General features: G+C 63.4%; 24 protein-coding genes. 14 read left to right on the top strand and 10 right to left on the bottom strand.

Going from position 1 to position 24,857, the window contains the following annotated elements:
* The first annotated feature begins 274 nt into the window (after positions 1–274).
* Complete coding sequence (locus ABIB78_RS20380) at positions 275–568, top strand: GYD domain-containing protein (protein ID WP_429027808.1); 294 nt, start codon at positions 275–277, stop codon at positions 566–568.
* Positions 569–699: 131 nt separating this feature from the next.
* On the opposite strand, the gene ABIB78_RS20375 is transcribed toward ABIB78_RS20380, so the two are convergent.
* Positions 700–2,298, bottom strand: coding sequence for an ABC transporter substrate-binding protein (locus ABIB78_RS20375; protein WP_429027805.1), 1,599 nt, complete (start codon positions 2,296–2,298; stop codon positions 700–702).
* A 306-nt stretch (positions 2,299–2,604) separates the two neighbouring features.
* Between ABIB78_RS20375 and ABIB78_RS20370 the strand changes: the two genes are divergently transcribed.
* The 5 genes from ABIB78_RS20370 (at position 2,605) to ABIB78_RS20350 (ending at position 8,124) form a co-directional block, all read left to right on the top strand.
* On the top strand, positions 2,605–3,366 hold the full coding sequence (locus ABIB78_RS20370; protein WP_429027803.1) for a peptidase: 762 nt from the start codon (positions 2,605–2,607) through the stop codon (positions 3,364–3,366).
* 12 nt (positions 3,367–3,378) lie between these two features.
* On the top strand, positions 3,379–4,140 hold the full coding sequence (locus ABIB78_RS20365; RefSeq protein WP_429027800.1) for an SDR family oxidoreductase: 762 nt from the start codon (positions 3,379–3,381) through the stop codon (positions 4,138–4,140).
* A 619-nt stretch (positions 4,141–4,759) separates the two neighbouring features.
* The gene (locus ABIB78_RS20360; RefSeq protein ID WP_429027799.1) at positions 4,760–5,746 is read left to right on the top strand and encodes a Bug family tripartite tricarboxylate transporter substrate binding protein; all 987 of its coding nucleotides are present in this window, start codon (positions 4,760–4,762) and stop codon (positions 5,744–5,746) included.
* Between the two features lie 26 nt (positions 5,747–5,772).
* Positions 5,773–6,966: an FAD-dependent monooxygenase gene (locus ABIB78_RS20355; RefSeq protein ID WP_429027798.1), complete on the top strand. Its 1,194-nt coding sequence runs from the start codon at positions 5,773–5,775 to the stop codon at positions 6,964–6,966.
* 63 nt (positions 6,967–7,029) lie between these two features.
* Entirely contained in the window at positions 7,030–8,124 is a 1,095-nt protein-coding gene (locus ABIB78_RS20350) for an alpha/beta fold hydrolase (protein WP_429027795.1), read from the top strand.
* A gap of 348 nt (positions 8,125–8,472) precedes the next feature.
* On the opposite strand, the gene ABIB78_RS20345 is transcribed toward ABIB78_RS20350, so the two are convergent.
* A complete protein-coding gene (locus ABIB78_RS20345) occupies positions 8,473–9,693 on the bottom strand; it encodes an MFS transporter (protein ID WP_429027792.1) in 1,221 nt (406 codons plus the stop codon).
* Between the two features lie 116 nt (positions 9,694–9,809).
* Between ABIB78_RS20345 and ABIB78_RS20340 the strand changes: the two genes are divergently transcribed.
* Entirely contained in the window at positions 9,810–11,066 is a 1,257-nt protein-coding gene (locus tag ABIB78_RS20340; protein WP_429027789.1) for a NupC/NupG family nucleoside CNT transporter, read from the top strand.
* 213 nt (positions 11,067–11,279) lie between these two features.
* Here ABIB78_RS20340 and ABIB78_RS20335 read toward each other — a convergent pair whose 3' ends face one another.
* The gene (locus ABIB78_RS20335) at positions 11,280–11,834 is read right to left on the bottom strand and encodes a cupin domain-containing protein (RefSeq protein WP_429027787.1); all 555 of its coding nucleotides are present in this window, start codon (positions 11,832–11,834) and stop codon (positions 11,280–11,282) included.
* Positions 11,835–11,932: 98 nt separating this feature from the next.
* On the bottom strand, positions 11,933–12,223 hold the full coding sequence (locus ABIB78_RS20330; RefSeq protein ID WP_429027785.1) for an usg protein: 291 nt from the start codon (positions 12,221–12,223) through the stop codon (positions 11,933–11,935).
* A 379-nt stretch (positions 12,224–12,602) separates the two neighbouring features.
* Between ABIB78_RS20330 and ABIB78_RS20325 the strand changes: the two genes are divergently transcribed.
* Both ABIB78_RS20325 and groL read left to right on the top strand, forming a co-directional pair.
* On the top strand, positions 12,603–12,917 hold the full coding sequence (locus ABIB78_RS20325) for a co-chaperone GroES (protein WP_176530387.1): 315 nt from the start codon (positions 12,603–12,605) through the stop codon (positions 12,915–12,917).
* Positions 12,918–12,974: 57 nt separating this feature from the next.
* Positions 12,975–14,615, top strand: coding sequence for a chaperonin GroEL (gene groL, locus ABIB78_RS20320; protein ID WP_429027783.1), 1,641 nt, complete (start codon positions 12,975–12,977; stop codon positions 14,613–14,615).
* 134 nt (positions 14,616–14,749) lie between these two features.
* Here the strand turns inward: groL and ABIB78_RS20315 are convergent, their stop codons facing one another.
* Complete coding sequence (locus tag ABIB78_RS20315) at positions 14,750–15,589, bottom strand: LysR family transcriptional regulator (RefSeq protein WP_429027780.1); 840 nt, start codon at positions 15,587–15,589, stop codon at positions 14,750–14,752.
* Positions 15,590–15,715: 126 nt separating this feature from the next.
* On the opposite strand from ABIB78_RS20315, the gene ABIB78_RS20310 reads away from it, so the two are divergent.
* The 5 genes from ABIB78_RS20310 to ABIB78_RS20290 all read left to right on the top strand — a co-directional run bounded on the left by ABIB78_RS20310 (position 15,716) and on the right by ABIB78_RS20290 (position 18,380).
* Complete coding sequence (locus ABIB78_RS20310; RefSeq protein ID WP_429027778.1) at positions 15,716–16,198, top strand: isochorismatase family protein; 483 nt, start codon at positions 15,716–15,718, stop codon at positions 16,196–16,198.
* A 9-nt stretch (positions 16,199–16,207) separates the two neighbouring features.
* Positions 16,208–16,837: a glutathione binding-like protein gene (locus tag ABIB78_RS20305; protein ID WP_429027775.1), complete on the top strand. Its 630-nt coding sequence runs from the start codon at positions 16,208–16,210 to the stop codon at positions 16,835–16,837.
* Between the two features lie 447 nt (positions 16,838–17,284).
* The gene (locus tag ABIB78_RS20300; protein WP_429027774.1) at positions 17,285–17,716 is read left to right on the top strand and encodes a phasin family protein; all 432 of its coding nucleotides are present in this window, start codon (positions 17,285–17,287) and stop codon (positions 17,714–17,716) included.
* A 212-nt stretch (positions 17,717–17,928) separates the two neighbouring features.
* Positions 17,929–18,141, top strand: a complete 213-nt coding sequence (locus ABIB78_RS20295) for a hypothetical protein (protein ID WP_429027772.1) — start codon at positions 17,929–17,931, stop codon at positions 18,139–18,141.
* Positions 18,142–18,182: 41 nt separating this feature from the next.
* Positions 18,183–18,380 (top strand): hypothetical protein, encoded by a 198-nt coding sequence (locus ABIB78_RS20290; RefSeq protein ID WP_429027769.1) that lies wholly within the window; start codon positions 18,183–18,185, stop codon positions 18,378–18,380.
* 17 nt (positions 18,381–18,397) lie between these two features.
* On the opposite strand, the gene ABIB78_RS20285 is transcribed toward ABIB78_RS20290, so the two are convergent.
* From ABIB78_RS20285 to ABIB78_RS20265, 5 genes are all read right to left on the bottom strand, one after another.
* The gene (locus tag ABIB78_RS20285; RefSeq protein ID WP_429027985.1) at positions 18,398–19,135 is read right to left on the bottom strand and encodes a Crp/Fnr family transcriptional regulator; all 738 of its coding nucleotides are present in this window, start codon (positions 19,133–19,135) and stop codon (positions 18,398–18,400) included.
* A 242-nt stretch (positions 19,136–19,377) separates the two neighbouring features.
* On the bottom strand, positions 19,378–20,874 hold the full coding sequence (locus tag ABIB78_RS20280; RefSeq protein ID WP_429027766.1) for an AMP nucleosidase: 1,497 nt from the start codon (positions 20,872–20,874) through the stop codon (positions 19,378–19,380).
* A gap of 138 nt (positions 20,875–21,012) precedes the next feature.
* Positions 21,013–22,149 carry a tlde1 domain-containing protein gene (locus ABIB78_RS20275; RefSeq protein WP_429027764.1) on the bottom strand — a complete coding sequence of 379 codons (1,137 nt, stop codon included), beginning with the start codon at positions 22,147–22,149 and terminating at the stop codon, positions 21,013–21,015.
* Positions 22,150–22,576: 427 nt separating this feature from the next.
* Complete coding sequence (locus ABIB78_RS20270; RefSeq protein ID WP_429027762.1) at positions 22,577–23,272, bottom strand: DUF899 family protein; 696 nt, start codon at positions 23,270–23,272, stop codon at positions 22,577–22,579.
* 78 nt (positions 23,273–23,350) lie between these two features.
* The gene (locus ABIB78_RS20265) at positions 23,351–24,853 is read right to left on the bottom strand and encodes a glycosyltransferase family 39 protein (protein WP_429027760.1); all 1,503 of its coding nucleotides are present in this window, start codon (positions 24,851–24,853) and stop codon (positions 23,351–23,353) included.
* Positions 24,854–24,857: the final 4 nt, after the last annotated feature.

Here is a 24,857-nt window from a genome sequence, read left to right as displayed (position 1 = left end):
TGATCACGGAGCCTCGCCACTGCGCTTGCGATCACAACGCGGGGAGCCCTCTTTCGCGAGCAAAGGACATGGCGTAATCTATGATGAGCTGCCCTTTGAGACGGGACGGGCCGACGTCTCCGTTTGACGGAACGGGCAGCGGTCAGGCCGTCGGCAGGCATCTCAGCCTGGAAGCAGCGCCTGCCTTATGTGGCGCTCCCTCAACTTCAACATGAAGCAGGTTGGCCTGCCGCGCGCGGCAGAGAGGGGAAATGCGTAACCCTTGGAGGACGACATGGCGACATTCATAGTGAGGATCGACTGGACCGACCAGGGAATTCGTAATGTCAAGGACGCTCCCAAGCGCAGCCGAGCGGCGAGAGAACTCGCCAAGACGCTCGGTGTCGAAATCAAGGAGGTCTATCTCACCTCCGGCGAGCATGACATCCTTCTCCTCGCCGAAGCGCCTCTCGGCGACAACATCACAAAGCTCGCGCTTGCCCTCAGTTCTCAGGGAAACATACGGACCTGCACCTCGCGGGCCTGGCCCGAGGCCGAGTGGACCAAGCTGATATCCGAGCTTCCGTAGCCGCTTCTGATGTTCTGACGGATCTCTAAGCGGTCTGATTGACGGTGCCCTCGCTATTCTGACACCCGGCGATCGGCGCGAGCGCTTCGCGTGTTCGCAGGGCGGCAGCGCATGTCGTCAGGCAGCATGCATTATTTGTCCAGCCAGACATCCTCGAAGCGCAGATTGTTGTACTGGCTGTTGTCATGCGGATGGAAATTCCTCACATAGGGCTGCCAGCAATTGCCGGCCGATGAGTGCAGGATGACCGGCCGTGCGGCGTCGTCGACCAGCAGGCGCTCGATGTCGAACACGATCTTCCGGCGCTTGTCCTTGTCGACCTCGCGCGACTGCGCGACGAGCAACTTGTCGACCTCGGCATTGCAATACTGGGTGTAGTTGCGCTCGGAGTTGCAGGAATAGTTCTCGACCAGATTGCCGTCGGGATCGTCGACGCTGACGCCGGTGACATTGAGGCCGATCGTGTAATCCTTGCGCTGCAGCCGCGAGTACCAGCGCGGCGTATCCAGAATGTCGAGCTCGGCGACGATATAGATCTTCTTGAGCTGGTCGGCGAGGATCACGGCCGGATCGCGATAGGTCGGCAGATTGCGGGTCTGGATCTTGATCGACAGCGGCTTGGCGTCGCTGTAGCCGAGCTTCTGCATGATCGCCTGCGCTTCGGCGAGGTTCTTCCCGGTATCGGGGCCGTAGCCCATCAGCGTCGACAGCACGTCAGCCGGCATGCCCCACTCGCCTTCGGGCTTGGCCTGCATCGCGCCGCCGAGCCGGCCTGTGCCCTCGAACAGGATGCTGTTGAAGGCCTTGCGATCCAGCGCCAGCGACATCGCCTTGCGGATATCGGGATTGTCGAACGGCGGATTGACGCGGTTCACCAGGAGATTGATCTGCAGATTGGTCGACGTCATCTCGCAGATCGCGTTCGGCGCCCGCGCCTTGACGTCCTTCATCAGGGGAATGCTGACATCGGAGGGAAAGGTGATGTCATAGTCGCCGGTCGCGAATGCCAGCATGCGCGTGGCACGGCTGTCGATCGAGCGCACCGTGATCTCGTCGAGATACGGCCGGTCCTTCTTGAAATAGTCGGGGTTGCGGACGAGACGGATCGAATCTCCGCGGCGGAATTCGACGAACTTGAACGGCCCGGTGCCGACCGGCCTGGTGCGCATCACCTGCTGCGGCACGTGGCAGGGATAGACCACCGAGAAGGCGCTGGCGAGCAGCGCCAGCAGGCCGGGCTGTGGCTCGGTCAATTCGAAGGTCGCTTCATCGTCGCCGTTGACGCTAACGTCCTTGAGCTTCGAGTACCAGACCTTGCGCGGATTGCGCTTGAAGTCCTGGGTCTCGCTCTTGCCGATCAGCATCCGCCAGGTGCATTGCACGTCCTTGGCTGTGAAAGGCTGGCCGTCATGCCACTTCACGCCGTGCCTGAGCTTGAAGGTGAGCTTCGTGTTGGTCGAATCCCACGACCAGCTCTCGGCTAGATCAGGGATCACGGTGTCGATGCTTTCGTGCGCCTTAGCCGGATCGAACACCACGAGGTTGTTGAAGACAGCCGCGAACGGCATCACCGAGGCGATGGTGGATTCCTCGAGCAGTGAGGTCGAGGGCGGATTGTCGTTATGATAGAGCCGCAGGGTGCCGCCCTTCTTCTGCGCCGATGCAGGGCTCGCAGCCATTGTCGTCGCGATGCCCAATGCCACGATGCACGCGGCCAGTTTGAACGACATTCTCGCCTCCCGGAATTTCTTGTTGTTTGTCGGTTGCCGACAGTCGAGCACAACGCCGTGTGCCTCGCAATGATACGGGGCGCAGAGCAGTGCCGGCTGCGCGCAACGCAGAACGAGCCCGGCGCCCCGACATCTCCGGCCAGGCAGAAGGCTGGAACAGGCCCATACAGGTCATCACCGCCATCGGCCGCCCTGCCCTTTTGACCGGCTGTCGCATGTCCCGCCGCGGGGAATTGGGGTTGGATGCGACCTCGAAATTGGCTACACGTTTTGCGCCGAGAAACTCGGACCGCTTGAGGACTGGAAATGACCTATTGCTGCGGAATTCTGGTGCGCGACGGCCTTGTCATGATCGCCGATACCCGCACCAATGCCGGTCTCGACAACGTCTCAACCTTCCGCAAGCTGCACATCTTCGAAAAGCCCGGCGACCGCATCATGGCGATCGCCAGCGCCGGCAATCTCGCGATCAGCCAGTCGGTGCTGTCGACCCTGACCGAGGGCATGGAAGATCCGCACACCGGCGAGCTCGAGACGCTGATGAACGCGCCGACCATGTTCCAGGCAGCGCAGCGGATCGGCCGCGCCATCCGGTCGGTGCATGTCACCGAGGGTGATGCGCTGCGTTCCGAGGATATCTCGTTCGACGTCTCGTTCCTGTTCGGCGGCCAGATCAAGGGCTCGCGGATGCGCCTGTTCATGGTCTACACCGCGGGCAACTTCATCGAGTGCACCACGGACACGCCGTATTTGCAGATCGGCGAGCATAAATACGGCAAGCCGGTGCTCGACCGCGCCATGCATTACGACGTCGAGCTCTACGAGGCGCTCAAAACGGGGCTGATCTCGATGGATTCGACGATGCGCTCCAATCTCGGCGTCGGCCTGCCGATCGACGTGCTGGTGGTGCGCGCCGATGCCTGCGAGGCCGATCTCAACCACCGCATCGAGGCCGGCGAGCCCTATTTCCACGACCTGCGCTCGCGCTGGTCGGCGGCGCTGCGCGCGGCACACCAGAATATTCCACGCCCACCCTATAAGAACGAAACCGAAGCAAAAACCAAGTAAGAGGAAACTCGGATGACTGAGGCAACCAGCAGGATCGCACTCGTCACCGGCGCCGGCACCGGCGTCGGACGCGCGGCATCGCTCGCTCTGATGAACGCAGGCTACACCGTGGTGCTCGTCGGCCGTCGCATCGAGATGCTGGAAGAGACCAGCAAGCTCGGTCCCGCCGGCAAGAGCCTGTGCGTCACCGCCGACATGGCCGACCCGGCCGCGATCGCTGCGCTGTTCGACAAGGTGAAGGTGACCTATGGCCGGCTCGACGTTCTCTTCAACAATGCAGGCATGGGCGCACCGCCCGTCAACTTCGAGGACCTGCCGCTCGAGCAGTGGCAGGCCGTGGTCAACACCAACCTGACCGCGCCGTTCCTGTGCACCCAGCACGCCTTCCGCATCATGAAGGACCAGACGCCGCGCGGCGGCCGCATCATCAACAACGGCTCGATCTCGGCGCATGCGCCGCGGCCGTTCTCGGCGGCCTACACCTCGACCAAGCACGCCATCACCGGCCTCACCAAGGCCTCCAACCTCGACGGCCGCATGTATGACATCGCGGTCGGCCAGGTCGATATCGGCAATGCCGCGACCCCGATGACCGACCGCATGGTGAACGGCCCCGGCGTGCTGCAACCGGACGGCACGACCAAGCACGAACCGCGCATGGATGCGAAGGCGGTCGGCGACGCCGTGGCCTACATGGCCGGCCTGCCGCTCGACGCCAACGTGCTGTTCATGACAGTGATGGCGACCAAGATGCCGTTCGTGGGACGGGGCTGATCTTCTCGCCGCTTGCGGCAGGGCTATCACGTCGTCATGGCCGGGCTGGTCCCGGCCATCCACGCCGTTCCCTGGGCCCACGCCAAAATATTGAAAACAACCCCATGCAAAGGAGCCGGGGGTTGCCGGCGTTCGACGCGGCAACTTGACTCGTCGGGCAACTCAGCAATATTCTTTCAATATTCCGAAATCATGCAAGCGTCCCTCGCCCGTGGCTATCGCATACGGCATTTGCGGACTTCTGCACCTGAACTTTCCCGCCGGCAGCATGGCCTTGATGGCAATCCATTCACAATCGGCGAGTTTATAGCGCACAGTTCGAGCCCCCAGTTTGGAAGCTTGAATCACAGGGGTCTGGCCAGACGCAGCGCTTCCGGGCAGGCCCCGGTCGGACGCTTACGGGCAGAAGCGGACATCAGCCAGCAGACAATCTCCGCTGAAACCATCGAAAATGACCCATTGCGGACACCTCGATCGACGATCTCAGTCCCGATTTTCGGGACGCTAAGGTTCGCACCTTGAAGGTTTCCTGGGACATCGGCCCCATGACAACTTTCGAATTGCATATGACTATCCCTCCATTGGTTGCGGCCTGAAGGCTGCTTGCAGGAGGCAATCAGTGAATTATCTCGCCCGTTCTTCAATTGCGATTTGCCTCATCGCGGCTGTTTGTACGACTGCCGCCACGGTCAGTGGGTTGGCCGCGGCCGAGGATTTTCCCCACCGCGCGATCAAGATCGTCGTACCCGTACCGCCGGGACCGTTGTTGGATGTCGTACCCCGGATCATCGCCGAGAAGCTGTCAGCGAAATGGGGCGTAGCCGTCATCATCGAGAACCGACCTGGGGCGGCTCAGAACCTCGGTGCCGAGGCCGTGGCCAGGTCAGATCCCGACGGATACACGCTCCTGGCCTCGCCCCCGGGGCCGCTCGTGGTCAGCGGTCATGTTCGGAGCAAGTTGAACTTTGATCCAGACGCGTTCGTGCCGGTGAGCCTGATGGTCAAGCTTCCGACCGTGCTCGTCATCAATCCCACGGTACCGGCCTCAAATCTCCAAGAGTTGCTTGCCTATGCCAAGGCCAATCCCGGCAAACTCACATTCGGATCGCCAGGAACGGGTAGCACACCGCACCTCGCCACCGAGCAATTGATGAAGGCTGCCGGCATTCGCCTGGTCCACGTGTCCTATCAAGGCATGGCGCCGGCGATGAATGATCTGATCGGCGGTCATATCGACATGATGATCGACCTCTACGGCAACGTCGCAGGCAACATCAAGGAGGGCAAGCTCAAGCTGCTTGCTGTTACAACGCCAGCACGACTGCAACAGGAGCCTGCCGTTCCGACGATTTCCGAGGCCGTGCCGGGATTTGCTCATGAGGAATGGTTTGCGATCGTAGCTCCACCAAAAACGCCGGACGCTATCGCCGCAAAGCTTTCCGCAGCGATCAGAGAAGTCCTGGCGCTCCCTGACGTTGCCGGACGGCTGGCCGATCTCGCAGCGGTTCCGGTGGGCAGTAATCCGGATGAAGCCGCCGCCTACATCAAGGCCGAAAGCGCCCGCTGGAGGGAGCTGATCGACACGACCGGTCTCAAGATCAACTGATTCCGCCTCCGGCCAGAGCCCTTGAGATGAGCAAACCCCGCGCCTTGGTCATCGGCGGCTCCCTGAGCGGACTGCTCACGGCGAACCTGCTACAATCCATTGGGTGGCATGCCGATATTTTCGAACGCGCACGTGGAGATCTCGCCGGGCGTGGGGCCGGACTTGGTGCGCAGGCCGACTTGTTCATGGTCATGCGACAGATTGGAATCCGTATCGACAGGTCGATGTGGACGGAGGTGCGCTCGCACGTCTGCCTTGCCCGGAGCGGTGAGTCGATTTGCAAACTGCCGGTGCGAGAAGTGACTACGGCATGGGATCGGGTCTACCAGTCTCTCAGGGAAACGTTCTCGACCGGACCCTACCATGGGGGAATGACGCTCATGCGCTGCGAACAGAAGGACCGCAGTGTTGTTGCCTTGTTCGAAAATGGCGCGCGCGTCGAAGCCGATCTGCTGATTGGGGCGGATGGTATTCGTTCAACGGTGCGCCGGCAGTACGTGCCTGAAATCGCCCCGCGCTATGTCGGCTATGTCGCATGGCGAGGCATCGTCGAGGAAAACAGCATCTCGCCGCAATGGCGCGCCAGTACACTCCAGGACATGGTATTCTGCCTGCCGAACGGTGAACTCGCGTTTTCCATCCCGATCGCAGATCGTGACGTGGTTGGCGGCCGCAGATGCATGTTTGTCTGGTTTCGTCCGGCCGACTTCGGTTCCACGCTGCGGGAGTGGTGCACCGATGCGACGGGATATTGTCACGGAGATTCGATACCGCCCCCTCTTATCCGAAAAGAGGTCATCGCCGAACTCAAGCTGACCGCTCGCACATTGCTGGCTCCTCAGCTCGCCGAGTTGGTCGCCAGCGCTCGACAGCCGATTCTTTCTGCAATTTTTGATCTCGAAACGACGTGCATGACGTTCGGTCGTGTCGCGCTCGTTGGCGATGCGGCTTTCGTGGCTCGACCGCATGTCGGCACCAGCGTCACCAAGGCCGCACAGGACGCCTGGGCGCTTGCCGATGAGCTTGCCAAAGGAGACATTGGCGGCGCATTGGCCGCCTACGAGCGCCGCCGAAAGCAAGCGGGCAGGGAGCTTGTCGCGCGTGGACGTCGCTTGGGCAAATATCTCGAACCCACAGGCGACGGCACACGGCCTCCGATTGATACACTTCTACAGCAATACGGACCCGGCAGCATTGGCGCGTGGCCCTCGACGGTCTAGTCATGGATATGGTAATTTGATGCCACATCGTGCTGAAGCCGCACACCCCCGTGGGTACCCGTGTTGCCGTCAACGCAGCAGATTCGCTTTTGCGCCAGCCGCGATGGCACACGCATCGCCTATGCGATATGCGGCAACGGACCTCCGCTGGTGTGGGTCGCGCATTTTGTCCACCACCTCAATTTCGATTGGGACAGCCCGGTCTGGCGGCCTTGGATATCGGCGCTGGCAAAGCGGCACACCCTGATCCGCTACGATTTTCGCGGGACCGGCCTATCCGATCGTACGGGTGTTGAGTTCACCTTCGAGAAGCTCGTTGAGGATTTTGAAGCCGTCGTCAGCGCGTCTGGAGTCCGCAATTTCGCACTCGTGGCCATGTCCGGTGGCGCGCGAGTCGTTGTACCCTTTGCCGTGCAGAATCCTGATCGTGTCAGCCGGCTCGTGCTGTATGGCACATCGCCGGCGGGGCCACTGACGGCAAAGGCCCCGCCTGAGCGGGTCGAGAATATGCAGGTACAGCTCAAGGCGTTCGAGTTGGGTTGGCCGCAGGACATTCCCGGATTTGGGACCTTCCTGACATCTCTGCACATTCCAGACGCGACTGCAGAGCAGGCTCGTTCTTTCAACGAGCTGCTACGTTTGACAACCTCTGCCGCAAACGGGGTCGCGCTGCTGCGCGCGCTCGTGGAGAGTGATATGCAGGACCTGCTGCCGAACCTGCGCTGTCCAACACTTGTCTTTCATTCCCGTCAGAGCGCGGTGTTGCCCTTTGATGATGGTCGGAAGGTCGCAGCGTTAGTTCCCGACGCACGATTTGTGCCGCTCGAGAGCCGCAATCACATTCTGTTGGGCACCGAGCCGGCCTGGAAGCAGTTCGTGCATGAGCTCGACGAGTTCCTTCCCTGTACCTCTCATGACAGGGCGACCGAGCCATTCGATGAATTGACAGCGCGGGAGCGCGATATCGTCGAACTTCTTGCACACGGTATGAGCAATGCCGACATCTCTGTCCGGCTGAAGATCTCGGCAAAGACCGTCCGCAATCATGTCTCGGCCGTCTTGGGGAAACTCGGAGCAAACAGCCGCGCCCAAGCCGTGGCTGTTGCTCGCGACGCGGGCTTCGGCCGAAGAATGATGATGCGTACCCGCTCTGATTAGCTCTAAGTGTGAACTGGCGTTAGGCGCCCGTGAGGGCCCCGCTACAGCCGATGTCAGCTTGTGGCCCATCGCGACATACTGCGCTGCCGCATGAACCTGGTCGCTATAGGTGCAAAGCCGACGTAGTCACCTGTCACATGACGCCACCGGGTTTATAGGTGCACGGCCTGACCACATCTCCGTCATTGCGCGCGAAGCGAAGCGAAGCAATCCATCCATCCTTACGGAGAAAGCAGGGTTGCTTCCGCCTTCGCCAAGCCGTCGGCGAACAAGTCGTCGCTTCAGCGCAAATTGTTTTGCAATTTCGTTGCTTCGCTCCTCGCAATGACGGTGGGTGGAAGCGTCGCCCTACTCCAGCTTCTCGACGTCCCGCAGCGTCGGGAACAGCTTCATCCAGAGCAGCGCGACCGCAACCGTGGCGACGCCGCCGAGCACGGCCGACGGCACCGCGCCGAGCAGCGCGGCGGTGACGCCGCTCTCGAACTGGCCGAGCTGGTTCGACGCATTGATAAACAGGAAATTGACCGCGCCGACGCGGCCTCGCATCTCGTCGGGCGTGGCAAGCTGCACCAGCGAGAAGCGGATCACGACACTGATCGTGTCGGCGGCGCCGAGCACCGCCAGCGCCAGCGCCGACAGCCACATCCAGTGCGACAGCGCGAACACCACCGTCGCCACGCCGAACACGATCACCGCCTGGAACATGCGCATGCCGACGCGGCGGTTGATGGTATGCCGTGCCAGCACCATCGTCATCAGTAGCGCGCCCACCGCCGGCGCAGCACGCAGGATGCCGAGACCGAGCGGACCGGTCATCAGGATGTCGCGCGCATAGATCGGCAGCAGCGCCGTGACACCACCGAACAGCACCGCGAACAAGTCGAGCGAGATGGTGCCGAGGATCGCCGGATTGCGGCGAACGAAAGTGACGCCGGCAAACAGATCGTCCGACGACGCGCCATTCGCTGGCGCCTGCCGCAGCCGGCCGATGCCGCCGGTCAGGGCCGCGCCGAACAGCCAGAACACCATCATCACCGCATAGGGCGCGCTCGGCATCATCGCATAGGCGAAGCCGCCGAGCGCGGGGCCGGTGATGGTCGCGACCTGCGCCGCACCACTCGAGATCGCGGTCGCCCGCTGCAGCGAGCCCTGTGGTGCGATCAGCGGCAACAGCGCGGCGGTCGCCGGGCTCTCGAACGCGCCGGCGATTCCGAGCACGAAGGTCGCAGCGAAGATCTGGATCTCGGAGATGGTGCCGGCAAATGTGCTTCCGGCGAGAAACAATGCGGTCAGCGCTTCCGCAAGCTGGCAGGCCTGGACCACGCGCTTGCGCTCGAAGCGGTCGGCGGCGTGACCGGCAACGAACACCAGCAGCGCCGTCGGCAGAAACTGCACCAGTCCGACCATGCCGAGGTCGAACGCGCTGCCGGTCAGATCATAGATCTGCCAGCCGATCGCCACCGCGCCGATCTGGCTGGAGAAGCGCGACAGGCTGCGCGACGACAAGAAGAACAGGAACGGTCTGTGGCCGAGCAGATCGCGGGCGCCGGCCGGCGTGGCGGAGGACATGCATGATTGCGTGACTGAGCCCCTGCAACTTGTCAATGGATTCGGGATGAACGCGCAACAGCATTGCGCTGCGCGAGGCCCCTGCCCATAATCCCGTGCGGGTTCTTGGGGGCGTGATGCTGCAGTTGCAATCGGCGTTCGGCGTGGTGGCGTTGCTCGTAATCGCCTGGGCGCTGAGCGAGAATCGCTTGATGGTGTCGCTGCGCCAGGCGGCGATCGGGCTCGTCGTCACGATCGTGACCGCGCTGGTGCTGATCAAGGTGCCGCTGGTGACGCAGGCCTTCGGCGCGATCAACGATGCCGTCGGCACCATCGCGGCCGCGACGCGCGCCGGCACCGCCTTCGTGTTCGGCTATGTCGGCGGCGGCCCGGCGCCATTCGATCCCAAGGCGCCGGGCTCGGACTTCATCCTCGCCTTCCAGGCGCTGCCGATCGTGCTGGTCATGAGCGTGCTGACGACGCTGCTGTTCTATTGGCGCGTGCTGCCGCCGGTGGTGCGCGGCATGGCCTGGCTGCTGGAGCGCACGCTCGGTGTCGGCGGCGCGGTCGGGCTCTCGACCGCGGCCAATATCTTCCTCGGCATGGTGGAAGCGCCGCTCTTCATCCGCCCCTATCTCGCGCAGCTCAGCCGCAGCGAATTGTTTCTGGTGATGACCGGCGGCATGGCCGGGATCGCCGGCACCGTGCTGGTGCTGTACGCCACGCTGCTCGCGCCGCTGATCCCCGATGCCGCCGCGCATTTCGTCATCGCCTCGGTGCTCGGCGCGCCGGCCGCCATTTTGGTTAGCCTGATCATGGTGCCGGAGACGTCCGGCAAGCGAACCGGCGGATCGCTCGACAATCCCGACATTCAGGTGTCGTCGACGATGGACGCCATCGTGAAGGGCACGGCCGCCGGGCTCGAGCTCCTGATGAACATCATCGCGATGCTGCTGGTGCTGGTCGCGCTAGTCTATCTCGCGAACGCGATCATCGGCCTGCTGCCGGAGATCGGCGGCGCCAGGATCTCGCTGCAGCGCCTGCTCGGTTACGTGATGGCGCCGGTGTGCTGGCTGATGGGCCTGCCGTGGCCGCAGGCGATCACGGCCGGAAGCCTGATGGGCACCAAGACCGTGCTGAACGAGCTGATTGCCTATGTCGACCTGTCGAAACTCGGCCCCGACGCGCTCGATCCGCGCTCGCGGCTGATCATGCTCTACGCGATGTGCGGTTTTGCCAACTTCGCGAGCCTCGGCATCATGATCGGCGGCCTCGGCATCATGGCGCCCGAACGGCGCGACGAGATCAACGCGCTCGGGCTGAAGTCGATTGTATCGGGCACGCTGACGACGTGCCTGATGGGCGCGATCGTGGGGGTGCTGACGCAGCCGTAGATCGGATGAAGCGCAGCGCAATCCGGGGCCCTCGTGACGGTGCGCGTGAGTCCCGGATTTCGCTTCGCTCCGCCCGGACTGCGAAACCGTTGGCCGCCACCTACAAAATTGTCATGCCCGGGCTTGACCCGGGCATCCATCAACCTGGAAAGAGTCTTGCGAAGCAAGATGGATGGCCGGGTCAAAGCCCCGCCATGACGACTGGAGAAAGGCTTACGCCTTCAACTCCACCGTCTTGAACTCGGCCGGCAGGATCACCTCCAGCAGCTCGACGTCGTCGGAGTAGTCCAGGATCATGTGCCGGATGCGCGGTGGCTGGGTCCAGGCGCTGCCCTCTTTCATCAGCGTCTCGCCCTCGCCTTCCATGTAGGTCTTCACCCAGCCCTTGAGCACATAGACCATCTGGAAGTCGACGTCGTGGAAGTGCAGCTTCGACACCTCGTCCGGATTGCACGGCCCCTGCAGCCGGATCACATGCGCCTGCGCGAGGCCATGCGAGGCGGCGGCGATGCCGAGGTCGCGGTACTTGGCGTAGGTGCGCAGCCCGTCGGCCTTGAAATCCTCTTCGCGGTGATGGCTGATCGCGACGCGCTGCTTCGGCCGAGCCTTCGTTGCAGTCTTCGGCGCGCCCTTCTTCGCGGCGGTGACGCGGCCCTTGGACTTGATGGTCTTGCGCGCGGAAGATTTCTTGGCGCCGGCGCCAAGCCCCGACCATTTCTTCTTCACCGCGGTCTTGGCTGCGGATCTCGATGCCGTCTTCTTGGCCATTGTTCGCCTCCCGTCTTTTTGTGACGGGCGAAGGCTAACACAAGTCGCGCCGCGCGAGGTGGGCAAAGGCGCAGGCGACGCCCCGCCCCCTTTGCGGATCAATGCAGCCGGAACACGCCTTCGACGGCGCGCAACTCGGCCGGCTTCACCAGCTTGGAATGCGCCACCGTCACCGAAAACAGCGGGCCCTCGAGCTTCTGCTGCCAGAAGGCGAGGAAATCCTGCAGCGCCGGAAATTTCGGAAACAGGTCGTAGTTCTGCCAGACATAGGTTTGCAGCAACGAGGGATGGTCCGGCATCCGATAGAGGATTTGCGCCGTCGTCAGTCCATACCCCAGCAACTGCTTCCGGAAATCGTCGGAAACAACCCCACCAACTCGCGAGACCATGCCAACCTCCTGTGACGGAGCGCATTCACAAGGCGGCCGACCCCCGCCGGACCACCGGCAATGGATGCGCTCACATGAGAGAAATGTGACGCACGCGACTAACCCATCTCAAGCCTAAATGTTTAATAGGTTGTTGAAATTTCTTGCGTTGGCAGCAGCTTACCGCATCTGCTAATAGCCTTGGCGGGCCTGCGGGCGGCATTAAGGATGCCGAAATGATCGTGGCAGGCGACACCCACGAGTGCCAATTTTTCTGCTAGAGGCACTTGCCCGCCGCCACGGCTTGGCCTATCTCCTGCGCAGCCCGTCTGGCACTCGCTGGACTGGACTGCTAACACTCCAAAAATCTACAGCATCTACAAACGTTTAGGAGGACTGCATGAAATTCCGTCCGCTTCACGACCGCGTCGTGGTCAAGCGTATCGACGCCGAAGAGAAGACCGCTGGCGGCATCATCATTCCGGACAGTGCCAAGGAAAAGCCCTCGCAGGGCGAAGTCATCGCCGTCGGCCCGGGTGGCCGCGACGAAGCTGGCAAGCTGATCCCCATCGACATCAAGGTCGGCGACCGCGTCCTGTTCGGCAAGTGGTCCGGCACCGAGGTCAAGATCGACAGTGAAGACCTGCTGATCATGAAGGAAAGCGACATCATGGGCGTGCTCGACGTCCCCGCTTCCAAGAAGAAGGCAGCCTAAGCGCCTCCTCCTTCCCAAGATTCCTCCAGGGTAAAACCATTCCAAGGAAAAATTCAGATGGCAGCTAAAGAAGTCAAATTCTCCGTCGATGCGCGCGACAAGATGCTGCGCGGCGTCGACATCCTCGCCAATGCGGTGAAGGTCACGCTCGGCCCGAAGGGCCGCAACGTCGTGCTCGAGAAGTCGTTCGGCGCTCCCCGCATCACCAAGGACGGCGTCACCGTCGCCAAGGAGATCGAGCTCGAGGACAAGTTCGAGAACATGGGCGCGCAGATGGTGCGCGAAGTCGCCTCCAAGTCCGCTGACGCGGCCGGCGACGGTACCACCACCGCCACCGTGCTCGCCCAGGCGATCGTGCGTGAAGGCGCCAAGTCGGTTGCCGCCGGCATGAACCCGATGGACCTGAAGCGCGGTATCGACCTCGCGGTCGAAGCCGTCGTTGCGGACCTCCAGAAGAACTCGAAGAAGGTCACCTCGAACGAGGAGATCGCCCAGGTCGGCACCATTTCGGCCAACGGCGATGCCGAGATCGGCAAGTTCCTCGCCGACGCCATGAAGAAGGTCGGCAACGAGGGCGTGATCACGGTCGAGGAAGCCAAGTCGCTCGAGACCGAGCTCGACGTCGTCGAGGGCATGCAGTTCGACCGCGGCTACATCTCGCCCTACTTCGTCACCAACGCCGACAAGATGCGCGTTGAGATGGACGACGCCTACATCCTGATCAACGAGAAGAAGCTCTCCTCGCTGAACGAGCTGCTGCCGCTGCTCGAGGCCGTGGTGCAGACCGGCAAGCCGCTGGTCATCGTCGCTGAGGACGTCGAAGGCGAAGCCCTCGCCACCCTCGTCGTCAACCGCCTGCGTGGCGGCCTGAAGGTCGCGGCCGTCAAGGCTCCGGGCTTCGGCGATCGCCGCAAGGCCATGCTGCAGGACATCGCGATCCTGACCGGCGGCCAGGCCATCTCGGAAGACCTCGGCATCAAGCTCGAGAACGTCACGCTGCAGATGCTCGGCCGCGCCAAGAAGGTGATGATCGACAAGGAAAACACCACGATCGTCAACGGCGCCGGCAAGAAGTCCGACATCGACGCCCGCGTTGCCCAGATCAAGGCGCAGATCGAGGAGACCACCTCGGACTACGACCGTGAGAAGCTGCAGGAGCGTCTCGCCAAGCTCGCAGGCGGCGTCGCGGTGATCCGCGTCGGCGGCGCGACCGAGGTCGAGGTGAAGGAGCGCAAGGATCGCGTTGATGACGCGATGCATGCGACCCGCGCGGCTGTCGAGGAAGGCATTGTTCCGGGCGGCGGCGTCGCCCTGCTCCGTGCTTCCGAGCAGCTCAAGGGCCTGCGCACCAAGAACGACGACCAGAAGACCGGCGTCGAGATCGTGCGCAAGGCGCTGTCGTCTCCCGCCCGCCAGATCGCGATCAACGCCGGTGAAGACGGTTCGGTCATCGTCGGCAAGATCCTGGAGAACAAGGCCTATAACTACGGCTTCGACTCCCAGACCGGCGACTATGCCGACCTCGTCAAGAAGGGCATCATCGACCCGACCAAGGTCGTCCGTACTGCGATCCAGAACGCTGCCTCGGTTGCCGCGCTGCTGATCACCACGGAAGCGATGGTTGCCGAGCTGCCGAAGAAGAACGCCGGCGGCCCCGCGATGCCTCCGGGCGGCGGCATGGGCGGCATGGACTTCTAAGTCCAGCCACTCGGGCAATTCACGAAATGCAAAACCCCGGCAGCAATGCCGGGGTTTTTGCTTTTGGGGTTTCGTCATTCCGGGGCACGCGAAGCGTGAGCCCGGAATGAAAGCAAATCGACACCCTGCTTCCACTACCCGCTGTGCGCGACATCCTGAAAGCAGGCACGCAGCCACTCGATGGTGATGCGCGTCGCCGCGTCGCGCGTGAGATGGCTTTGCACCAGGAGCCAGACGTCACGTCGCTTCGGCAATAGCGTGGCGCGCAGACGGCGGTCGGCCAGCAGATCCACGCAACTATGCTCCGGCAGCACGCCGGCCGCGTGATGCGACTGGATGAGCCTGCGGATGATACGGACATTGTCGGTCACACAGCGTGCGCGAAGTCGCCTTGCGCGCAGGAACTGCATTTCCGGAATTCCTCCGAGCTCATCCGGATAGGCGCACGTCACCGCTTCTCCCGTTGTTGTCGCGACCGGCTCGAAGAAATACAGCCGGACTTCGGCGAGTTTCGAGATCGCGAAGTCGCCCTTGTCGGGCTTGCGCAGGCGGATCGCGAGATCGGCCTCCCAGCGCGAGAATTTTACGTTCTCGCTCGAGGTCAGGAATTGCAGCGTCAGCCCTGGATGGGCGCGCAGCAATTCACTTGCGCGCGGCGCCAGCACCTCCTCCGCGATCGCATTGGTGGAAGCGATGCGCAGCCGGCCGACTGGCCCAGGCAGGCTTTCGCCGATCCGGCCGATCTCCTCGGCATGCGCAGCCATTGCCTGGACATGCGCCAGCACCACATCGCACTGCCGGGTCGGCCTGCGGACGCCGTCGGCGGCCTCGAACAGGCGCAGGCCGAGCGCGCGCTCGATCCGCGCCAGCCTGCGTCCGACAGTGGTCTCGTCGATGCGCAGCCGCGCGCTGGCGCCGGCATAGGTGCCCTCGTCCCTGACGGCCGCGATGATGCGAAGGTCGTCCCAATTCATGGCCGCAGGCTACATCGTGCCTGGCCTTCCTGCAATAACGCAGCCACCGGCTGCAATATCCCTGCATAACAGCAGGCAGGTCCGCGGCTATATTTCGGCGACCCGTCCGCTGGAGATCTCAGGACCATGACCGCAGCTAAAACCTTGATGCAGCTTGCCGGTATCGACCTCACCCCGCCCCGCCTCGGCGAGGCCTGCCTGGTGCTGATCGATATCCAGAACGAATATCTCGCGGGTCCCCTGGCTTTGCCCGACGCCAATCCCGCGATTGCGCGCGCAACCGCATTGCTCGTGCGCGCGCGGGAAAGCGGCGCCGCGATCATCCACATCGCGCACAAGGGACAGCCGGGAAGCCTGTTTGATCGCACCGCCGAGCGTGGCGCGATCGTCGCACCGCTGGAGCCGCGGGCGGGTGAGATCGTGAGCTCGACGGCCCGCGCCGCGCTCGATCTCGGCTTCCGCACCACTGTTGATGCCGACAGCTGCGCCACCCGCGACCTGCCGGACGGTGTCGGCGGCACGATTGCGGCAAGGCTCATTCACGACGTCGCGCTCGCCGAGCTGTCCGACCGCTTCGCGATCATCGCGCGCGGCGACGCTCTCGCCTGAGGATGCAATATGCTGCAGCTCTATTTCTTTCCCATGGCCTGCTCGCTCGCCAGCCGCATCGCGTTGATGGAAGCTGGCATCGAGGCGCGTTACCACCTGGCCCATATCTGGACCAAGAAGGTGCTGGACGACGACAGCGATTTTCGCGCGGTGTCCCGGAAGGGCGCGGTGCCGGTACTTGTGCTTGAGAACGGCGAGCGGCTGACCGAAAGCGCGGCCGTGCTGCAGTATATCGCCGATCGGAAGCCCGGGCTCGGTCTCGCGCCGCTGCCGGCCGACCCGGACCGCTATCGCTTGCAGGAATGGCTGAGCTTCATCGGCACCGAGATCCACAAAGGCTTCCTGTTTCCGACCTTCTGGTACAAGGACGATGCATCGAAGGCCGGCGCGCGCGAACGGATCGGGCAAACCGTGGCGGTCGCCGCGGCGCACCTCGCAAACCGCGAATTCCTCGTCGGCAACAGCTTCACGGTCGCGGACGGCTATCTGGCCTGGGCGCTGATGCTGCTTCGCCACGCCGGTGTCGATCTCGCGCAATGGCCCGATCTCGCCGACTATCTCGCGCGCATGCAGGCCCGGCCGCACATTAGGGCCGCCGTAGGCATCGAGATGCAGATGCGCAAGACGATGACGGTGTGATCGCAGCGGCGGACACGAACCTCGGTAGTGCACCCCGAATACACCCGCGCGGATCGTCGAGCCGGCGAGGAATGCAAGACCCGTCAGCGATGCCGGCGTTTTTGCTTACGGGCAAACCACCCTGACCCCTTCCACAGCGCAGCTCATGCGTCCGCTTGGCACAACCTGCCGCTGAGGAAAAAGTTTTCTGCTGCCCACGATATCCACAGACATGCACGGCCCCCCTGCAAACATACGTTGGTTTAAGTTGACAACTTGAAAAAAATATTTTGCGAGAGTCGCAAACCGAACCGACAGTCCGGCCTTCATCCCGCACAGTAGCGTCGGGACTGGATCGGCTTACCCATCATCTGAATCGAACACGGAGCGTCAGCTCTCGTGACGCGAGCGAGCGTTGCGGGGAAGGCCTTCGCTTGAGAAGGGGACTGCGCCTTGAGTGAAAGTGAGATGAAAGTCACAACGAACGGCACGAATATCTTCGGAATGCCGTTACTGGATTTCCCGAGGGTCGCCCTGCCCGGTGCGATCGGCGATCTTGCCGAACAAGGTCTTGTCCGCGCGCAGGCCGCGTCGAAGCAGATGACGGAGGCGTTGGGCGAAGCGTATTCATGCAACGCGCGAGGCGCGACAGACTACGGGCTCAAGGTGTTCGAAATCTCACACGCCAATGCCGCCTCCGCGCTCGATTTCTTCGTCCACCTGCTCGGCAGCAAGTCAGCGACCGATGTCTTGACCTTGTCCACTGAGCACGCCCGCAAGGCCTTTGATATGGCATCCGACCAGAACAAGGAACTGTGGGCGCTTGGCCAGAAGCTTGCCACGGAAACAAGCGAGCCGGTCAAGAAGCACTTCGCCAGGGTTTTCCACCAAGCCGGCTAGAAAGCGGCGATCAATTCACGTCGAGGATTCGTCAGAGGAGGGATCCGGCCGGTTGGAACAAGCCCAGCGACGAGCACGCAGCCCCCACTGCCCGATGCTCAGTCGACCGCCGCAGGTGCGCGATGCCCCAAGTCACCGCACCGACAGAGGCCCAATCCAACCGGCCGGCGCTTTTTGACAAGAGCAGAAAAGCAATATCGAGGGAGGCTCACATGGACATGCTCATGGTCAAATGTCCGCAAACCGGACACGCGATTTCCACCGGCATCCGGACCGATCGCGAGAGCTTTAGACGCAGCACGGTATTCTTCTCACGCACCCATTGCCCATTCTGCCGCACTGATCACGCCTGGTTCGCGCGGGACGCCTGGGTGGAGGAGCCAAGCATCCGCGTGCGGCGCCGCGCCGCCGGCGCGCCTGCCTGAACGACGACACCGACCATTGATGATCGCGATGGAGGGACACCATGGCGCGCATGCAGATCGCAACGGAAACATCCACCTGGCTATTGCAGGCCAAGGACTTTCTCGACGAGGCGCGACGGCTGAAGCCTGGACCGGAGCGCAATGAATTGCGCCAGACGGCGAAGGTGCTGCGCGAAATTGCGAAGCTGGAGACGGCATCCGCCCCTGCACAGAGGCTTGATCGGCGACGGAGAAGCTGATCGCGCCTCAACCGCGCTCACAGTGCGTCGTCCGTTTCGGTTTCGGAGATGCGCGGATTGTCGGTGAGGGCCGCCGCGCGAGATCGGGCCTTATTGTCCGAGAAGATCTCCTCGGCTTCAAGACGCATGACGCGATGGCATTCGCACGCCGCCGCCGAGAGCCGCGACCTGTCGATCTCGATCCGGCCTCGTTGATCGGACCTGATTGCGCCGCGGGTGCGCAGATTGCGCATCAAGAGCGTCACCGTCGTTCGTCGCACGCCTAGGATTTGCGACAGCGCCTGCTGGGTCAGCGGCAGGACGTCGCTGTCGACATGGTCGCGAAGCTGGAGCAGCCAGCGCGCCATCCGGGCCTCGACCGGGTGCAGCGCATTGCAGGCGGAGCCGAGCTGGAACTGGATCAGCATCGACCTGATGTGCTTTTGCATCGCCTGCCGGATCGCGGCACTGCGTCCGAAAGCGGCATGAAAGCGCGGCGCCGAAATTCGCGAGGCGGCGCCCGCAGCACGAACGACTGCGGTGATACCCGACGGGGACGACCCGAGCACCGAAAGACTGCCCACCGCCCCTTCGCGCCCGACCACGCCGGTCGCAACTGTGTGCCCGTCTGCCATGTCGATCATCAGCGTGATCGCCCCGCTATGGGGGAAGAAGACGTAGTCGATCTCGTCACCTGCGCGCGCCAGGATCGCATCCTGATCGAGCGCAACCGTCTCGAGCTCGGGACGCAACAGATCCAGGTCCGCCGCCGGCAGTGTTGCGAGAAGGCGATTACCATTGCCGCCGGAAGCATTCACCGGCGGTGACCCATAGTGAAACGACACCCAACTAACCCACTCGGATACGCTCTCAAAAAACAAACTCCAAACGCTTGACCGTAAGGCGGAATTTTCTGCAGCAGTACTCCGAGAAGTTAGAGGCAAATGCGCCGCCGGACGCAATAGCAAAATGCGCATGGTCCGACCGTAGAACTGCGGAACCCAAAAGTTCCACGGAGCTACTGAAACGCGACCTCGGCAAAGCTGCGCAGCTTGCGCGAATGCAGCCGCTCGGTTTCCTGCTGCTTGAGCCGCTCCAGCGCCCTGAGGCCGATCTCGAGGTGCTGGCCGACACGTTGGCGGTAGAATTCGCTCGCCATGCCCGCGAGCTTGATCTCGCCATGCAGCGGCTTGTCGGAGACGCACAGCAGCGTGCCGTAGGGCACGCGGAAGCGATAGCCGTTGGCGGCGATCGTCGCCGATTCCATGTCGAGCGCGATGGAGCGCGATTGCGACATGCGCCGGATCACCTGCGGCCCGCTGATCTCCCAATTGCGATTGTCGACGCTGGCGACCGTGCCGGTGCGCATCAGCCGCTTGAGCTCGAAGCCGGAGAGTCCGGTCACCTCGCCGACCGCTTCCTCGAGTGCGACCTGCATTTCCGCAAGCGCGGGGATCGGCACCCACAGCGGCAGCTCGTGATCGAGCACGTGATCCTCGCGGACATAGCCATGGGCGAGCACGTAGTCGCCGAGCCGCTGCGTATTCCTGAGACCTGCGCAATGCCCGATCATCAGCCAGGCATGCGGCCGCAGCACCGCGACGTGATCGGTGATGTTGCGCGCATTGGATGGACCGATCCCGATATTGATCAGGCTGATGCCGCGATACCCGGGCTCGACGAGATGAAACGCCGGCATCTGCGGGACGCGCTCGAATGCGGTCCCCGTCGTGCCGCCGCCGAGCTGCGCGTTGCGCGTGATCACATTGCCAGGCGCCACGAAGGCCTCGAGGCCAGCCTCGCCCGAGGTAAGGCGCTGCTGGGAGAGCTGTACGAAGGCATCGACGTAGAACTGGTAGTTCGTGAAGATCACGAAATTCTGGAAATGCTCGGGATCGGTGCCCGTGTAGTGATAGAGCCGGCGCAAGGAGTAATCGACCCGCGCGGCGCGGAACAAAGCCAGCGGCTCGGGCGTGCCGGGCGTCAGTTCGAACGTCCCGTCGGCGATCGCGTCGTCCATCGCGGCGAGATCGGGCGTATCGAAGACGTCGCGCAGCGATCGCGTGAACGCCGAACTGTCGGCGATGGTCAGCGCCGCCTCGATATTGATGTCCCGCCGGTAGGCGAAATGGATCGGAATCGGCTCGTTGGATTCGCCGATCTCGACCGCCACGCCGTGGTTCTTGATCAGGAGCCCGATCTGCTCGGTGAGATAGGTCCGGAAAATATCCGGCCGCGTGATGCTGGTCTCGTGGATACCCGGCCCTGCGACAAAGCCGTAGGCAAGCCGCGAATCGAGCCGGGCATGCGACGAGGTCGTGATGCGGACGAACGGATAATGCGCGCGCACCCGCGTGGTGACAACGGCGCCATTGACATAGGCCTCAAAGCGATTGCGCAGGAAGCCGGTGTTGCGCTCGTAGATCTCTTCGAGACGGGCAACGGCCGCGGCGGCATCGACGAACGCTTCGGTCGCGATGGGCGGTGGAGTTTCAATAGGCGGCGTGGGAGACATGTTCGCTTTGCACCAGATCCGTTGCCGAGCTTGGACTCGCCCTGGATCAGCGCAGTATAGCGACAATGGCCTTCAGTTCCAGATGGAGCTGGAATCGCGCCGCGCAACGGGGCAGCGAACCGTCCGGAAGAAGAGCGCCTACTGAATCTTGGCGAGCACCGCGAGACGGCGGATGCCCTTGTTGCGGTAGGCGTCGAGGAACGCGTAATAGTCCTTGAACGAGACGCAGCCGTTGGAATCGCCGTTCGGGCCGAGCATGAAGGTGTGCGCGAGCAGGCCGTCGCGGTTGAAGATCTTGCCCTCGCCGCCGATCGGATTGAGGCGCAGCGCCGGCACGCCGTGGAACAGCGCCTCGCGCGGCTTGAGCTCGTAAATGTGCGGCGGCGTCACGCCGACCATCTTCAGATGCGAGGACCTGGGATCGTCGAGCCTGGAGCCGAGGCCGGAATGCGCCTCGAGGCGGGTGCCGTCAGGCAGGTACACGGTCCTGGCCGAGATGTCGTAGACCGCGGTCTGGCGGTCATAGGGCGGCGAGCCGCCGAGCATCGGGTTCTGGTCCAGTGTCGACGGGATGCTGCCGGTGACATTGGCGTCGGCCGAGGCGAAGGAGAGCAGTCCGCCGCTCGACTCGCGCTTGCCCCACAGCTTCTCGACCATGGTCTGCCGCTCGCTCGATGCAATCGACATCACCGCGGCCTTGGCGCGCGCCGCCATGTCGCGGACGCCACCGGATTTCGTCGCCTGCTTGGCCTCGAGAGGCTTCGCCTCGGTTGCCTTCTCCGCCGTCTTGGGCTGAACCGTCGCAGAGGGATCGTTGAGCGCTACCTTCAGATTGGCGGCGGCTTGCTTCCTGGCGGTCTCGATCGACTTCGGCGCCGGCAACGGCTTCGATGTCTCGGCGAGTTCAGCGGTGGCCACCGCCCTCGCCGCTTCGGCGACCTTGGGCGCGGCGGCCTGCTTGATCGGGTCGATCTGCGATGCGGCGTCGGCCACGACGCTCGACGCGACGCCCTCGGGCGAGGCGGCCGCAAACCGATCGTTAAACATAGGCGAAGGTGCCGGTGCTTCCGACTTCGCGATCCCGGCCTTCGCGGGGGCCGCGGGCGTCAAGGACGCGAACACCTCGTTGAACGCGGGAGTGGGCCGCGCGGCGACCGCCACGGGCCGCTTCACCACCGGCGCATCAAACGACGCATTGCCGACTGATGGATAGACGCTCGCCGCAAAGATGTTGGCATAGACGGTCCAGGCGCAGCCAAGCACCAGCCCCGCCACCGCGGCGCTGCCGAGGAAATGCTGTGGGAGAATTTTTCGGGAGGATTTCTTGCGGCTCGGCGCCCCAAGAACACACGCACTCGCACTCGTACCCATACACCCGGCGCTCAAAACAGGTCCACCTTTGTCCCTCACTCGACGCCAGGTCGAACGATGTTCGGCTCAACGTCGCGCGGGGGCACAGACGGCCATTAAGGCGACTTTTAGTTAAATGCGACTTAACCGGATGCGATCCCCTGCAACGCGGGAAGTGCCTGTGGCGTAGGGCTTTTTTAAGATGACATTGGACCGCCAAAGCGGCTTTTGTGTCCCGCGATGAGACACTCCGGCAGGCTGCTCCAGCCGCAGCATGCCGGCATGAAGTCAGGGAGAATTTCCTTGCCGATCGCCCCCGTAATCACGCGGGGATCGCGCAAAAACCATCTCCTCAATAGGCGAGCTTCGGATACCAGTCCGTGCCACGTCCTTCGGGCGTGGTGTCGAGCACGGTCCAGAGCGGATCCATGTCCGGCGCGCCGCGCGGGTCCTGGCCAGGGTCCATCGTGCCCGCCCCCATTTCGCCGGCCCAGAAATGACGCAGCGTGCCGTTGTGGCGTGTGAAGACATTGTAGCCGGGCAGGTCGCTGTCATCCTTGCTGACATAGTCGCGCGTGTAGTCACCCGACGCATCCGAGTAGATCTTGTGACGCGTCCAGCCGCGCGCCTTTTTTGCCTCGATCAGCCGTGCGATCGGCGAGCGCGCCACGAACACGAACGACACGCGCTGCTCGATGTCGGGCAGCTTCTCTTCCCATGTGCCCATGAACGACGTGCACATCGGACACGGCTTCTCGCGCTGCGGGCCGAACATGTAGCTGTAGATGATGAGTGTCTGCTTGTTGCCGAACAGATCGCCGAGCGACGCCACACCGGCCTCGCCGGTGAACTCATAGGCCCTGGTTACCTCGCCGCCCGGCGGCAAAGCGCGGCGCAGCTCGGCCACGCGCGCGATATGCCGGCGCAGCTCGATCTCTTCGACGAGCAGCGCCTGGCGCGCGCGACGATACTCGACGCTCTCGTTGGGAAAGCGCGTGACGTTGGTCTTGGCGAGCTCGGCGGCAGGCTTGAGGATGGAACTGGTCATATCGGAACCTCGTGTGGTTGACAGGCTCCCTGGAAGACGAGCCGGAACCGGACGATCCGACATTCAACGGCGGTAGCTTTACTGCAGTTCCGGCGGCGGCGAGCGGTCAAGGACGTCGCCCTTTGGACCTTCCAGTAGCTCAAGCGCATACGTCTCAACAATCAACGACCCACGCATGCGCTTGGCCTCGGCAATGGTTTCGACATGAGCGAAGTTGTCGCGCACCGAGGCCGGCATCGCCTGCTCGACCTCATGCACGTACAGCAGCTTGCCGGCCAGCTGCGCCGCGCTCGGCTCGGGCATGTTGACCCAGCGAATGCGCTGGCTCTGCTGGGCGACGCAGGTGCCTTTGGGGAGATAGAAGGCAAGCCAGCCGGTGGTGCCGTAGTCCGCCGCCAGCACGCAGGTCGCGCCGGACCGCACGCGCGCCGCCTCGATCTCGTTGGCCAGCTCCTGCCAGCCGACACCGACGCTGCGCACGGTGGCGTCGCGGCGGTACCCCGAGAGCAAACCGGTGTTGGCCTGCACGATCAGCAGCGCGAACAGCACGACGCCGACGGGCGCGGCCCAACGGCGGCAGAAGTCGATCATGCGCTGCTCGCGCGGCGCCCACTGCACCTGGATCGCGGCGACCGCGGCCGCCACCGCAAAGGCCGGATAAACCGGCGCGAACCAGTTGGCCTCGACCCGCGCATGCAGCGCGTGCCAGGTGAAGTAGACCACGATGGTCCAGAACATCGTGCTGACCAGCACCCGTGCGGCCATCGCGCCGGCGCGGCGCCGGGAGAGCGCATAGAGGCCCATCACGCCGAGGATGAAGACCAGCGGCGTCGCGAAAGCAAACTGCGTCGGGATCAGCTCGGCGATGTAGGTCGGCCGGAAATCCTCGATCCGGGCGCGGCCCATCTGCTTGATGAACGACACCCATTGGTGATCGGCATTCCAGAGGATGACCGGCGCGAACAGGCCGGCCGCAACCAGGCCGCCGAGATAGAGCCAGGGCGAGAGATACCAGCGCCGCAGCTTCGGCACCATCGCAAGCCAGATCAGGATCGCCGGACCAAAGAACAGCGCCGTGTATTTTGACAGCAGCGCCGCCCCGGCGCTGGCGCCGACCGCAAGCCACCAGGCGCCGCGGCCGCTCTCCAGTACCTTTGCGAGCGCGTACAGCAGGAAGCTGGCGGCAACCAGCAGCGGCGCATCCGGCGTCACGATCAATGTGCCGACGGCGGCCATCAGCGTGACATTGAGCAGGACCGTTGCGCTGGCGGCGATGCGGTCGCCGCCGAACAGGATTTCGGCCGCACGGTAGATCGCCCAGCTCATCGGCAGCGCGAGCAGGATCGACACCAGCCGCACGCCGAACGGCGTGTCGCCCGCGATCATGGTGCCGAGCCGGATCACCACGGCCGCCATCGGCGGATGGTCATAATAGCCGCCGGCGAGCGCCTTCGACCACATCCAGTAGTAGGCTTCGTCGAAGGTCAGCGGCGTCCATGCGGCAGCCGCCAGCCGCAGCACGACCAGCGCGCACACCGCAAGCGCGGTGTTCCGGGCGAGCCGCGCCTCGTTCGGGTTCATGCCA

It is taken from the genome of Bradyrhizobium sp. I1.14.4, assembly GCF_050435825.1.
In the GTDB taxonomy this organism is placed as follows: Bacteria; Pseudomonadota; Alphaproteobacteria; order Rhizobiales; family Xanthobacteraceae; genus Bradyrhizobium.
The sequence above is the reverse complement of the archived record's forward strand: the minus strand, read 5'-3'. Positions and strand labels throughout refer to the sequence as shown.